Raw genomic sequence first — 12,573 nt, forward strand, 5'->3', positions numbered from 1 at the left:
AAATATTCATCCATGCTTTAAAATTCAGAGGTGTTTATGAATCCTTTCAAATACACGGTAGCGGATCTGGCAGCGAAAGCGCGCGCCGTGCGCCGCCGCATCATCCAGCTTAATGCGGGCAGCCCGGCGGGCGGTCACACCGGTGCCGATCTCTCACAGGTTGAGATCCTTACCGCGCTCTATTTCCGCATCCTGAACTGCGCGCCAGATCGCACCAACGATCCGCAGCGCGACATCTATATCCAGTCGAAAGGCCATGCGGTGGGCGGTTATTACTGCGTGCTGGCAGAAGCCGGTTATTTCCCCACCGAATGGCTGCCGACTTATCAGCATTCCGATTCGCATCTGCCGGGCCATCCGGTGCGGCAAAAAACGCCGGGCGTTGAGCTGAACACCGGCGCGCTGGGTCACGGTTTACCGGTGGCGGTCGGCATTGCGCTGGCGGCGAAGAAAGATAACAGCGACCGACGCATTTTTGTCGTCACCGGTGACGGTGAGCTGGCGGAAGGCAGCAACTGGGAAGCGGCGCTGGTGGCGGCGCATTACGGCCTCGATAACCTGGTGATCATCAATGACAAGAACAAGCTGCAGCTGGCGGGGCATACGCGCGACATCATGAATACCGATCCGCTGCCGGAAAAATGGCGCGCCTTTGGTCTGGATGTGAGCGAGTGCAACGGCAATGACATGGCGGCGGTGGTGGACGCCATCGAAAACCTGCCGCGCAACAGCGGCAAGCCACAGGTGATTGTGGCGCATACCGAAAAAGGCTTCGGCATCTCCTTTATTCAGGGCAAACCGGAGTGGCATCACCGTGTGCCGAAAGGGGAAGAGATTGCGTTGGCACTGGAGGAATTAAAAGATGAGTAATGCAAAACACCTGGCGACGGTAATGGTTGAGGCATTTATTGATGCGGTTAATCGTGGTGTCGATTTAGTGCCGGTGGTGGCCGATTCCACCTCAACCGCCAAAATTGCGCCCTTTATCAAAGCATTCCCCGATCGCCTGATCAACGTGGGTATCGCGGAGCAAACGCTGGTGGGCACCGCCGCCGGTCTGGCAATTGGCGGCAAAGTGGCCGTGACCTGCAACGCCGCGCCGTTCCTGGTTTCGCGCGCCAATGAGCAGGTTAAAGTCGACGTCTGCTACAACAACACCAACGTTAAACTGTTTGGCCTGAATGCCGGTGCCAGCTACGGCCCGCTGGCCAGCACCCATCACAGCATCGACGACATTGCGGTGATGCGCGGCTTCGGCAACATCGAAATTTATGCGCCATCCTGCCCGCTGGAGTGCCGCCAGATTATTGAATATGCGCTGGCGCATGTCGGGCCGGTGTACATCCGTCTGGACGGTAAAGATCTGCCGCAGCTGCACGATGAAAATTACCAATTCCGGCCTGGCCAAATCGACGTATTACGTGAAGGTCATGACATTGTGCTGGTGGCGATGGGCTCGACGGTTCACGAGGTGGTTCACGCCGCCGAGCAACTGCATGAGCAAGGCATTACAGCAGGTGTGATCAGCATTCCATCGATTCGACCTTGTGATACCCAACAGCTGCGCGAGCTGTTAAATCACTATCCAGCGGTCATTACCGTGGAAGAACACAACGTCAACGGCGGCGTCGGCAGCCTGGTGGCGGAAGTGCTGGCGGAAGGCGGCTGTGGCATCCCGCTGCTGCGTTTGGGCATCCCCGACGGCGAATACGCGATTGCCGGCGATCGCGCCTCAACCCGTGCCCGACATGGTATTGATGCCGCCAGCGTAGTGAAGAGTGCAGCGCGCATCTGTGCAGGAGCGTAAAGATGGCAGGTTCGTTGATACTGGCAATTGATGAAGGCACCACCAACGCGAAAGCGATTGCGGTCGATCGTGCCGGCAATGTGGTGGCACGCGGCAGTCAGCCGCTGACGCTGGAACATCCGCAGCCGGGTCTGGCGGAGCAGGATCCGCTGGCGATATGGCAGGCGGTGAAACAGGCAGTGAGCGCTTGTCTGGCGCAGTGTGCGGGGGCGCAGGTTGCGGCGGTGGCGATCAGCAACCAGCGCGAATCGGTGCTGATCTGGCAGCGACATAACGGTCAGCCGTTGACGCCGTTGGTCAGCTGGCAGGATCGCCGCTCGGAGGCGTTTTGCCGCGATCTGCGCGTGGCGGGTAAAGCACCGCGCATCACCGGACTCACCGGGTTGGCGGTGGATCCGATGTTCCCGGCCGGTAAACTTACCGGCATGCTGGCTGCGTTGCCGAATGGATTTGCGCGCGCGCAGGCCGGTGAACTCTGTATCGGCACCGTGGATAGCTGGCTGAGCTGGCAGCTGAGCGGCGGCGAAAGCTTCGTCACCGATCATGCCAATGCGGCACGCACCCAACTCTACAACCTGCACAGCGGCGACTGGGATGATGAATTGCTGGCGCTGTTCCATATTCCCCGCGCGGCGCTGCCGCAGATTGTGCCCTCGGCCAGCGCGCAAGGCGTGGTGACACGCAACGATATTCCCGGTTTAGCGCCCGGCACGCCGATTTTGTCACGCATCGGCGATTCGCACGCTGCGCTGCAAGCGCAGCGCAACGGCAGCGAAGAGGTGGTGAAAGCCACTTACGGCACCGGTTCATCACTGATGATGTCGATGGCGACGCCGTTGCTGACGGAAAATGGCCTCAGCACCACGGTGGCGTGGCACGACGGCACGCTGCGCTATGCCTTTGAAGGCAACATTACCCACACCGGTTCCGGCGCGGCGTGGCTGGGCCGCATGCTTGGCATTCATGATCCGCGAGAACTCACTGCGCTGGCGCAGCGCAGCGAACACAATCAGGGCATCTATTTTGTGCCGGCGCTTTCCGGTCTTGGCGCGCCCTGGTGGGATTTGAAAGCGCGCGGCATGGTATGTGGGTTGACCGATGCGGCGACGCCGGAGGTGCTGGCGCGCGTGGCGCTGGAGTCGATCACCTTCCAGATCGCCGATGTGTTTTTTGCCATGGAGCAGGCCAGCGGCGTGCAACTTCCTGCGCTGTGCGTGGATGGCAGCGCCACGGAAAATAGCTGGTTGATGCAGATGCAGGCCGATGTATTGCAGCGGCCACTGAAACGCGTGCCGACGGCAGAAGTTTCTGCGCTGGGCGCCGCGCTATTAGCGGGCCGCACCTTAGGCTGGTGGCAGCAAGGCAGTGAGATGCAGGCGTTACAGGGCGGTAGCGTGATCACGCCGCGTGAGGATCAGGCGAAAAGCATGCAGGAGAATTATCACGGCTGGCTGGATGCGGTGGCGCGTTGCCGTTATCAGCCGCATTGATTACCGTTATTTAAATCGCGCACGCTTCGTAGCGGCGCGATTTATCGCGCTTTTTAGACGTGTATCTCATGCCACATCGCGCAATAAATTGCGCCGCTACGATGTTGTACGGTGATAAACGTCCAGCGCTACTGGAAACGGTTGGCTTTATCACGCGCCAGACGTTCCAGCGCAAAAATCACCTGCTGTAGCTGGCGTTCCTGAATCGGTTCGATGGCGGTAAAGCGGAAGCTGAGGCGCGGTGTGGCGCGGGTTTCATTCTTGCTTGTCACTACGGTGCGTTCACCAATGTGCAGCAGCTGTGCTGTCACCTCAAAGTGACCATACTCAGCTAAATCCACGCGCAGGTTTTTAAAGGTATCGCCGCGATTGAGGCCTTCCGGTAACGCTTCGTCCAGCAGCACGCCGACGCCGCCCAGTGACAGATCCTGCAGGCGGAAACGCGCGGTACGCCCATCAGGCCACTGGCTGTGGCAATAAAAAACCGGTTCCAGCGGCGCATTGACGCGAAAGAATTCACGACGTTGAATCTGCCACACCAGTTCCGGCAGCGACGCAGCAAAAGCGGGTAAGCCTTCAAATTCAACCCGCTGTAAACCGGTTAAGCCGAATTCGACTTTGGCACCGTGCGTTTCGGCGGCAATATTTACTTCGCCACCTTGCAGCGCTAAATCGTTATCCAGCGCGTTGCTGCCGAGGTCAAAGATCACCTGATCTTCATCGGCTGACAGCAAGCGACTGATAAACTGACCGCGCGAAAAATTCACCATCAACAGGGTTTGAAAACGCAACAGGTCCTTCATCACGCCCAAAACCGCTAACGTGCCTCGCTTGAGGTATTGTTCTTTATCGGCTTCTCCCACGTCCTGCTCCACTTATCCGATTGTTATTTTCACGACTGACAATGCTGTTCGTCAGTTATCGGCGTCGCTGCGCTAACCTTTAGTCAGCTAACGGCTATTTACTGCGGCAAGTTGGGATGCAGATCATAAAATCCCGTCTATACTAGAGGCGGTGAACACATTGATTAATAACGTAAGGAGCAGTACATGGGTATTCTTTCATGGATTATTTTTGGTCTGATTGCCGGGATTATCGCTAAGTGGATTATGCCGGGTAAAGATGGCGGCGGCTTTATCATCACCGTGGTTCTGGGTGTGGTGGGTGCGGTTGTCGGTGGCTGGATCAGTACCCTGTTTGGTTTCGGTAAAGTTGACGGTTTCAACTTTGGCAGCTTCGTGGTGGCAGTGATTGGTGCCATTGTGGTGCTGTGGATCTACCGTAAAGTGCGAAGTTAATCGCGCCAGGATTTGATGAAATCCGCCATCCCGCAAAGGGTGGCGGATTTTTTTTATGCCTGATTAAAAGTCGTAGCCCACCGTGGCCATGACCGTGCGCTCGGCACCGCGATAGCAATAACCGGTGCCGTAACAGGCGGCCAGATACGTCTTATCGGTCAGGTTGTTGGCATTCACCTGCAGCCAGGCGCCTTTCAGCTGTGAGTTCCATGCGCCAAGATCGGCGCGAACCGACGCATCAAACAGCGTTACCGATGGCAGACGCGTGGTGTTCTCGTTATCCGCCCACTGTTTACCGATATAGCGCACACCCGCACCGGCGCTCAAGCCGTAGTCAAACTGATAATGGCCCCACAACGATGCCATGCTGTTCGGCGTCACATACGGCGTATGGCCATCGTTACCGTCCACGGAATCTTTGAAGCGCAGATGATTTAGCGTGTAGCCGGCGATGGTGCTAAAACGCGACGTCAGCTGATTACGCGCCTCAAGTTCAATGCCCTGCGAATGCACTTTGCCCGACGGCGTGTAAGTGCCGTCCAGCACGTTACGGTTGGCGACATCGTCCTGGGTCAAATCGTACACCGCGATTGAGTACATATCGCGCGTGCCCAGCGGCTGATATTTCACGCCCGCTTCATACTGCTCTGACGTAGTCGGTTTTAGCTGATTGCCGAAAGGATCGGTTAACGAAGCCGGCGTTATTGCCTGGCTCCAGCTGACATAAGGCGAGATGCCGTTCTCGAAGGCATATAGCAGCGCAGCGCGGCCGCTGATGTGATCGTCCTGACGACGGCTGGTGCCGTTTTCCGACACGATGCGATCGTAGCGTCCCGACAAATCCAGATGCCAGCGATCGAGCTGCAACTCATCCTGCAGATACAAACCGGTTTGATAGTAGCGGCGCGTCTGCGATGTCCAGTCGAAGTCTGGCATGATGCCCACTTCTTCGCCGTTCCACGCATTCAGCGCGCTGGCGGCACCGCTGGCTTTGGTGATGTCGTTTTTATAGCGATGGTATTCCGCGCCCAGCGTCACGCGATGCTGAACCGCGCCGGTAGCGAAATCGGCCTGCAAGCGGTTGTCGTTGGCCCACGCGCTCAGCGATGAACGCTCACCGGAGTAGTAGCGGTTCAGCAGGTCTGGATTCGTTGCGTTCCAGCCAATCTGATAAACCTGATCGAGCTCGGTATTGGAGTGGCTGTAGCTGCCGGTGGAGTACACCGACCACACATCGTTGAAGCGATGCGAGAAGTCATAGCTGTAAATCTGCTCGCGACGTTTGAACTGATCGAGCGCAGTGTCACCTTCATAGAAACTGTCGCTCAATTTGCGGCCATTATGGCTATAGAGCGTGCCTTCCGCCGGTACCGAGCCGTGATAGCCGCCGGACGGATCTTTCTGCAGGTAGGCGCGCAGCACTAAGTTGGTATCTTCACTTGGCTGCCACATCAGCTGTGGCGAAATCGCATATTTCTCTTCGCGGGTGTGATCGTATTGGGTATCGCTGTTGCGCGTAATGCCGGTTACGCGAAATGCCCACTGATCGTTGATGGCGTTGGTGTAATCAAAGGCGGCGTTATTGGTGGCGTTGGTGCCGGTCGCCAGGCGGAAGTGGCCCTCTTCAGCAAACTGCGGGCGCTTGCTCACCATATTCACCAATCCGCCCGGCACCGTTTGGCCGTAGAGCGCGGAGGAGGGACCTTTAATCACATCGATGCGGTCGAGGAACCAGTTATCCACCTGCAGGATGTTGAAGCTGCCGCCGTCACTCATCACGCGCAGGCCATCGAGGAAGGTGTTATCGACATCGCCGCCGTGGAAACCACGCAGCGCGATAGTGTCATAACGCGTGGCCGCGCCGCCAAAGTTGGTGAAGACGCCCGGCGTGTAACCCAGCGCCTGATTGAGATCCTGCGCGCCCTGATCTTCCATCTGCTGACGCGTCACTACCGAGATCGACTGCGGGGTAGTGATCAGCGGCTGATCGCTTTTGCTGGCACCGCTGCTGCGCGTGGCGAGATAGCCCTGCGTCGGTGAGGTGGCGCTCTCTTGCGGTTGCGCTGTCACGACAATCGACTCTTCAGCGAAGCTTGCCGCGGGTAAAGCCAGCGCAAGCGCGCACAGTACGCGGCCACGTTTAAGGGTAAACAACGAGGTCATGAGAGGTTCCTGTTATTTTAATGGGAATAGCTATCGATATCAGATTGAGAATTATTATCTTTTGTCGCGGATGTTTCAAGATGTGAGTTTGTTGCTAGAGGAATGTGAGGAAAATGCACAGATGATAGGCACGAGCCGTAGCGGCGCCATTTATCGCGCATTGCACTGGCGAAACCTTACTCAGGTTCGGGTCGCGCAATAAATTGCGCCGCTACAGTAATGTGCGGTTGCCGGGCTACTTCGCCCGGCAGAATAGAGGTAATTACTTCGCGCTACTTAAAACCGGCATATTCGGGATATCGCCAGCGTTATTACAGGTTTTGTCTTTCGGGCAGTACTTATCCAGCAGCTTCAGCGTCACGCCATTGGTCCAGCCGAAGCCGTCCTGTAGCGGATATTCACCGCCGCCACCGCCGCCCAGCTGCGCGCCTTCAACCACGTATTTCTCGACCAGCTTATGTTCCTTGTCGTAGGTCGCCTGCACGTTCTGCAGGAAGCGCTGACCAATCTGTTGCGCCAACTTCGGCTGCTTGTAATGCTCCAGACCTTCCACCGCCACCCATTGCAGCGGCGCCCAGCCGTTTGGCGCATCCCATTGCTGGCCGTTATTCACCGTGGTGGTCACCAGTCCGCCGGGTTTCAGCAGCTGTTTTTCAACTGCGGAAGCGGTGCGTTCAGCTTGCTTATCGCTCGCGAGCTGCATATAGAGCGGGAACAGCGTCGCAGCGGTCAGCTGTGAATGAACCTGCTTCTTCTGGAAATCGTAATCGGCGTACCAGCCTTTTTTCTCATCCCACAGGTAGCGATTGATCGCCGCCTGACGTTTCTCAGCATCCGCCGCGAACTGTTTGGCTTTGTCATCCTGCTTATCCAGTTTGGCGGCTTTAGACAATGTTTGTTCGAGGTGGAAAATCAGGCTGTTAAGATCAACCGGTGCCAGCTGCGTGGTACGGATGGACGCCAGATTGTGCGCATCGGTGAACCAGCGCGAACTGAAATCCCAGCCCGAAGCCGCGCCCGCACGCAGATCGCGATAGACCTGCTGCTTATTGCGCTCCGGCGCTTTATTCGCGGTGTTGACGTCATCCAGCCAGGATTCGGTACGCGGCGCATCGCGATCGTCCCAGTAACGGTTAAGCAGCGTGCCGTCGCTGAGTTTGATCACGCGTTTGCTGGCCTGGCCGGCCGCCACTTTGTCGCTGTCCGCCATCCAGTAATCGTACTCTTTCTGCAGCTGCGGCAGGTATTGGCGATAGACGTCGTCGCCTTTGTGCGTTGCCAGCAGGTCAACCATCAAGCTGAAGAACGGCGGCTGCGAGCGGCTGAGATAGTAGCTGCGGTTACCGTTGGGAATATGGCCATATTTGTCCAGCTCGGTGGCGAAGTTATCCACCATATCCTGCACGCGATCCCAGTGTCCGCTCTCCGCCAGGCCAAGCATGGTGAAGTAGCTGTCCCAGTAATACACTTCGCGGAAGCGTCCGCCAGGCACCACATAAGGTTTGGGCAGCGGCAGCAGCGAATCGTACTGACTGGCACTTTGCGCGGTACGCGTCAGCACCGGCCATAAACCGTTGATGTGCTCACGCAGGCTTTGCCCGGCGGGCGGCACATATTTGTCACCCTCTTTTGGCAGCGTGAAGTTGCTGTCGACAAAATGCTTGAGATCGAAGTTGCGCTGGTTTTTTTGCATCTGCCAGTCGGCCAGAATCGACGAGGGATTGGATTTCGGCACCGCATCGGCGAAGGTTTTCTGATCCGGATAAAATTTAGCCTGCTGTACCGCATTGAACAACGGTCCCAGGCGCACATCCGGTGGCTGCGGTTGGTTGCTGAGCATGCGGCTTTGATCGTCGGCGTGTGCGGCGCTGGCACCAGCCAGCAACGCGGCGCTAAGTAAAAAGGTCAGACGCGCGGGCGTGAATACGGCATTTTTTATCATCGGTTTTTCTCCTTGTCCGAAAAGGTGGTGTGCTAACGCATTGACCACCCGAACAACTTTAGTCGTAATCGCGCCGCTTAGCCTCGCACAGCGGTGGAAATGTGAAGCGCCCGGAATTAATCACGTGAGAAATTGCCTCAAGACTAAGGTTTTTGCTTGCCCTGTACGGCTATTTGCCTGAGGCTGAAGCAAAAAAAGGAGAGTCGTATGGAGATAATCTGGTATCACCCGTCGCTGGCGCCGCAAGGTTGGCTGGAGGGTTTGCGTCAGCGTTTGCCGGAGGCGCGCGTGCGTGACTGGCAGCCGGGCGACAACGCGCCGGCCGATTATGCGGTAGTGCGTTCTCCGCCGGTCGAGATGCTGGCGGGGCGTCAGCTGAAAGGCGTGTTTGCCATGGGCGCGGGCGTCGACGAGATCCTCAAACAGCTGCGTGACAATCCACAGATGCTGGCCAACACCATGCCGTTATTCCGCCTGGAAGATACCGGCATGGCGCGCCAGATGCAGGAGTACGCCAACTGGTGCGTGCTGGGCTGGTTCCGCCGTTTTGCCGACTATCGTCAACTGCAGCAGCAGGCTTGCTGGCAGGAGCTGGACGGTTTCGATCGCGAAAACTTCACCATTGGCGTGCTCGGCGCGGGCGTATTAGGCCGTAGCGTGCTGGAGAGTTTGCGTCAGTGGGGCTTTCCTTTACGCAGCTGGAGCCGTTCGCCGAAGCAGATCGACGGTGTGCAAAGCTTTCATGGCCGCGAACAGCTCAATGCTTTCCTGGCGGGCACGCAGGTGCTGATCGATCTGCTGCCGACCACGCCGGAAACCACCAACCTGATTGATAGCCAGCTCCTTAACGCATTGCCGCACGGCGCCTGCTTCATCAACCTTGCGCGCGGTGCGCATGTGGTAGAAGCCGATCTGCTGGCGGCGCTCAACAGCGGTCAGCTGGCCGCCGCCGCGCTGGATGTGTTCCAGCGCGAGCCGCTGCCGCAGGATCATCCGTTGTGGTCTCATCCGCATGTCACAATCACGCCACATACTGCGGCGATTACCTTGCCAGGCGAGGCGATGGATTACATTGCGGATGCCATACTTGCTCTGGAGCAAGGTCAACAGCCGGGTGGTTTGGTCGATCGCCAGCGCGGTTATTAATTTCCATTGGGTCAGGAGATGAAGATGTATCCCGTTGATTTACATATGCACACCGTTGCCAGCACGCACGCTTATAGCACGCTGCATGATTATGTGGCGCAGGCGAAACAGAACGGCCTGAAGCTGTTCGCGATTACCGATCACGGCCCGGATATGGCCGATGCGCCGCACTATTGGCACTTCGTCAACATGCGCATTTGGCCGCGCGTGATTGATGGCGTTGGCGTGCTGCGCGGTATCGAAGCCAACATCAAAAATCAGCAGGGCGAGATCGATTGCAGCGGCCCGATGCTGGATGCGCTGGATCTGATCGTCGCGGGCTTCCACGAACCGGTTTATGCGCCGCGTGACAAAGCACATCACACTGAAGCGATGATTGCGGCGATGGCGGGCGGTTTGGTGCATATCATTTCGCATCCGGGCAACCCGAAGTTCCCGGTGGATATCCGCGCGATTGCCGAAGCCGCCGCGCATTACGATGTGGCGCTGGAGATCAACAACTCCTCCTTTACCCATTCGCGTCCGGGCAGCGAACCGAACTGTCGCGCCATTGCCGAAGCGGTGCGTGATGCCGGTGGACGTCTGGCGTTTGGCTCCGATTCGCATACCGCGTTTACGCTGGGCAATTTCGAACACTGCCTGCGCATCACCAGCGAAGTGGATTTTCCCGAAGATCGCGTGTTAAATGTCACGCCGCGTCGCCTGCTCGACTTCCTCGCGTTGCGCACCGGCAAAACGATTCCCGAATTTGCTGATTTTTAACTTTTTTACCTCAAGGAATTCTGTTGCATGAATGAGTTTTCCATACTCTGCCGCGTCATCGGCTCGCTGTTTAATCGCCAGCCGCAGGATCCGCTGCTGGTGCCGCTGTTCACTCTGCTGCGTGAAGGTAAACTGCAACAGCAGTGGCCGCTGGAGCAGGACGAACTGTTGACGCGCCTGCAGCAGAATAGCGATCCGCAGGCGCTGGCCGCTGACTACAATGCGCTGTTTGTCGGCAGCGAGTGCAGCGTGCCGCCGTACGCGTCACAGTGGCCAAACGGTGTTGCTGAAGCAGACGTGCGTGCGTTTCTCAGCGCGCGCGGCATGCCGCTGAGCGAAGCGCCTGCCGATCACTTTGGCGTGCTGCTGCTGGCGGCATCCTGGCTGGAAGATCAGTCGGCAGAGGATGAATCTGCCGCGCAGCTGGCGCTGTTTGATGAGTATCTGCTGCCGTGGTGCGGCGCGTTCCTCGGCAAAGTGGAAGCGCATGCCACCACGGCATTTTACCGCACGCTGGCGGTGCTGAGCCGTGAGGCGATGCAGGCGATGTACGACGAACTGAACGAAGAGCAGGGCGACGAGGCGTAATCGTTACCAGCTTGCTGCGCTGCTGCCAAGCTTCACGCCTGGCGTTGCGCAGATCATTGGCGTGCCGGGCAAATACGCTGCGGCGCGCAATCTCTCTGCAATTCCCCACTGATTGATCTCTATCGCGCTCAGCGCGTCATCGTGCTGCGCGTGTATACCGTTTTGCGCATTCTGCGGCGCGGCACCGAACTGCTGCAACAGCCGCGCGGTGCGTGCCAGCGATAAGCGCGCCTGCCAGCCAATGCCGTTGGTCAAGCGCTGACGCAAACCTTCCAGCACCGCGGCGGCCATCAGATAACCGGTTGCGTGGTCGAGCGCCTGCACCGGCAGCGGCGTTGGTTGATTATTGCCGCTCCAGCGCATGCCTTGTTCGGCGATGCCGCAGCCCATCTGTACCAGACTGTCGAAGCCGCGCCGGTTGCGCCATGGCCCGCTCCAGCCCCACGCATTGAGGCTGACATCCACCAGGCCCGGCGCGAGTTGGCGGCGCGTATCGGCATCCAGCCCGAGTTTTTCCAGCGCATCAGCACGATAACCGTGTACCAGCACATCGCTGTGCTGCAACAGCTGGCGCAGCTGCTCGCGCCCGGCGCGGGATTTGATATCAAGCCGCGCGCAGCGTTTGCCGCAGGTGATCTCCTCTTCCAGCGTGGGTTCGTGCCAGTCGGGCGGATCGATGCGCAGCACCTGCGCGCCGAGGCTGGCGAGAAAACGTGTCGCCACCGGTCCGGCAATGATGCGCGTGAGATCCAGTACGCGCACGCCGAGCAGCGGCCGCGCGGGCGACAGTAACCAGGCGGGCGGTGGGGCGGCGTCGGTGGCCTGTTGGGCAATCAGCGCTTCCTGCTGTACGGCGCTGCCTTGCGGATGCTGCAGCCATTGCGCTTCGCTGCGCATCTGCGCGGCGCAGCCGCCGGCATCAATCACCGCCTGTTCCAGCGTGGCGGCGGGCCAGCGGGCCACCGCATCGGCCAGCGCGGCACGATCGGCATGCTGGCCGAGCACGCGCTCCATCGCCGCACGATGATGTGCCGCGTTGGTGTGCAGGCGGATCCAGCCGTCGGCGCTGGCGTAATCACCGGCGAATTCATCCCACAGCGCAGCAGGCGGTCGATTGAGCGGGATCAGGCTGTGCTGAAACCAGCGCGAGGCGAGACGGACATTAACGCTGACCGGCGCGGATTGGCCGAGCAGATCGCTTAGCGCCTGGCTGGCGAGGCCGATGCTGGTGGCCGCCAATTCGCTGACGGCAAAGGCAGAGGAAAAAGTGTCGGGCTGGAGAAAAGTCGGCGAGGGAAGCGGGTCTGCGCCTCGCAATCCCTGCCACATTTGCTGCCACAGTGCGGCAGCACGTTGAGAATCCATGTTGAGTCTCCG

At 58.6% G+C, this 12,573-nt stretch carries 11 protein-coding genes; 7 read left to right on the forward strand and 4 right to left on the reverse strand.

Translation table 11 applies throughout. The annotated features are described in order from the left end of the window. Positions 1-36 precede the first annotated feature (36 nt). From PO881_RS07890 to PO881_RS07900, 3 genes are read left to right on the forward strand one after another with little or no spacing between them, the layout of a single operon-like run. Positions 37-870 carry a transketolase gene (locus PO881_RS07890; RefSeq protein ID WP_101760786.1) on the forward strand — a complete coding sequence of 278 codons (834 nt, stop codon included), beginning with the start codon at positions 37-39 and terminating at the stop codon, positions 868-870. Beyond that, positions 863-1,807, forward strand: a complete 945-nt coding sequence (locus PO881_RS07895) for a transketolase C-terminal domain-containing protein (protein WP_101760785.1) — start codon at positions 863-865, stop codon at positions 1,805-1,807. Before PO881_RS07890 ends, PO881_RS07895 begins: the two co-directional genes overlap by 8 nt. 2 nt (positions 1,808-1,809) lie before the next feature. Continuing rightward, complete coding sequence (locus PO881_RS07900) at positions 1,810-3,297, forward strand: FGGY-family carbohydrate kinase (RefSeq protein WP_280172712.1); 1,488 nt, start codon at positions 1,810-1,812, stop codon at positions 3,295-3,297. Positions 3,298-3,425: 128 nt separating this feature from the next. On the opposite strand, the gene PO881_RS07905 is transcribed toward PO881_RS07900, so the two are convergent. Then, positions 3,426-4,160 (reverse strand): flagellar brake protein, encoded by a 735-nt coding sequence (locus tag PO881_RS07905; protein WP_110865957.1) that lies wholly within the window; start codon positions 4,158-4,160, stop codon positions 3,426-3,428. 186 nt (positions 4,161-4,346) lie between these two features. On the opposite strand from PO881_RS07905, the gene PO881_RS07910 reads away from it, so the two are divergent. Further along, complete coding sequence (locus PO881_RS07910) at positions 4,347-4,595, forward strand: GlsB/YeaQ/YmgE family stress response membrane protein (RefSeq protein ID WP_008102737.1); 249 nt, start codon at positions 4,347-4,349, stop codon at positions 4,593-4,595. A 63-nt stretch (positions 4,596-4,658) separates the two neighbouring features. Here the strand turns inward: PO881_RS07910 and PO881_RS07915 are convergent, their stop codons facing one another. After that, positions 4,659-6,758 carry a TonB-dependent siderophore receptor gene (locus PO881_RS07915; protein ID WP_101760782.1) on the reverse strand — a complete coding sequence of 700 codons (2,100 nt, stop codon included), beginning with the start codon at positions 6,756-6,758 and terminating at the stop codon, positions 4,659-4,661. 262 nt (positions 6,759-7,020) lie between these two features. After that, entirely contained in the window at positions 7,021-8,700 is a 1,680-nt protein-coding gene (gene treA, locus PO881_RS07920; protein WP_192413607.1) for an alpha,alpha-trehalase TreA, read from the reverse strand. 207 nt (positions 8,701-8,907) lie between these two features. Here treA and ghrA point away from each other — a divergent pair, with 207 nt between their 5' ends. The 3 genes from ghrA to PO881_RS07935 are packed head-to-tail and all read left to right on the forward strand — an operon-like array spanning position 8,908 to position 11,196. Then, the gene (gene ghrA / locus PO881_RS07925; RefSeq protein WP_280172713.1) at positions 8,908-9,846 is read left to right on the forward strand and encodes a glyoxylate/hydroxypyruvate reductase GhrA; all 939 of its coding nucleotides are present in this window, start codon (positions 8,908-8,910) and stop codon (positions 9,844-9,846) included. Positions 9,847-9,870: 24 nt separating this feature from the next. Then, positions 9,871-10,608, forward strand: coding sequence for a phosphatase (locus tag PO881_RS07930; protein ID WP_137385589.1), 738 nt, complete (start codon positions 9,871-9,873; stop codon positions 10,606-10,608). A 27-nt stretch (positions 10,609-10,635) separates the two neighbouring features. Next, a complete protein-coding gene (locus PO881_RS07935) occupies positions 10,636-11,196 on the forward strand; it encodes a molecular chaperone (RefSeq protein ID WP_192234231.1) in 561 nt (186 codons plus the stop codon). Positions 11,197-11,199: 3 nt separating this feature from the next. Here PO881_RS07935 and PO881_RS07940 read toward each other — a convergent pair whose 3' ends face one another. Beyond that, positions 11,200-12,561 carry a CoA transferase gene (locus PO881_RS07940; RefSeq protein WP_192234229.1) on the reverse strand — a complete coding sequence of 454 codons (1,362 nt, stop codon included), beginning with the start codon at positions 12,559-12,561 and terminating at the stop codon, positions 11,200-11,202. Positions 12,562-12,573 lie beyond the last annotated feature (12 nt).

It is taken from the genome of Pantoea sp. SS70 (assembly GCF_029866845.1).
GTDB lineage: Bacteria > Pseudomonadota > Gammaproteobacteria > Enterobacterales > Enterobacteriaceae > Pantoea > Pantoea leporis.

Coding starts and splice junctions, on each gene's coding strand:
- PO881_RS07890 (WP_101760786.1), top strand. CDS start 37: ATGAATCCTTTCAAATACACGGTAGCGGATCTGGCAGCGAAAGCGCGC.
- PO881_RS07895 (WP_101760785.1), top strand. CDS start 863: ATGAGTAATGCAAAACACCTGGCGACGGTAATGGTTGAGGCATTTATT.
- PO881_RS07900 (WP_280172712.1), top strand. CDS start 1,810: ATGGCAGGTTCGTTGATACTGGCAATTGATGAAGGCACCACCAACGCG.
- PO881_RS07910 (WP_008102737.1), top strand. CDS start 4,347: ATGGGTATTCTTTCATGGATTATTTTTGGTCTGATTGCCGGGATTATC.
- PO881_RS07915 (WP_101760782.1), bottom strand. CDS start 6,758: ATGACCTCGTTGTTTACCCTTAAACGTGGCCGCGTACTGTGCGCGCTT.
- treA (WP_192413607.1), bottom strand. CDS start 8,700: ATGATAAAAAATGCCGTATTCACGCCCGCGCGTCTGACCTTTTTACTT.
- ghrA (WP_280172713.1), top strand. CDS start 8,908: ATGGAGATAATCTGGTATCACCCGTCGCTGGCGCCGCAAGGTTGGCTG.
- PO881_RS07930 (WP_137385589.1), top strand. CDS start 9,871: ATGTATCCCGTTGATTTACATATGCACACCGTTGCCAGCACGCACGCT.
- PO881_RS07935 (WP_192234231.1), top strand. CDS start 10,636: ATGAATGAGTTTTCCATACTCTGCCGCGTCATCGGCTCGCTGTTTAAT.
- PO881_RS07940 (WP_192234229.1), bottom strand. CDS start 12,561: ATGGATTCTCAACGTGCTGCCGCACTGTGGCAGCAAATGTGGCAGGGA.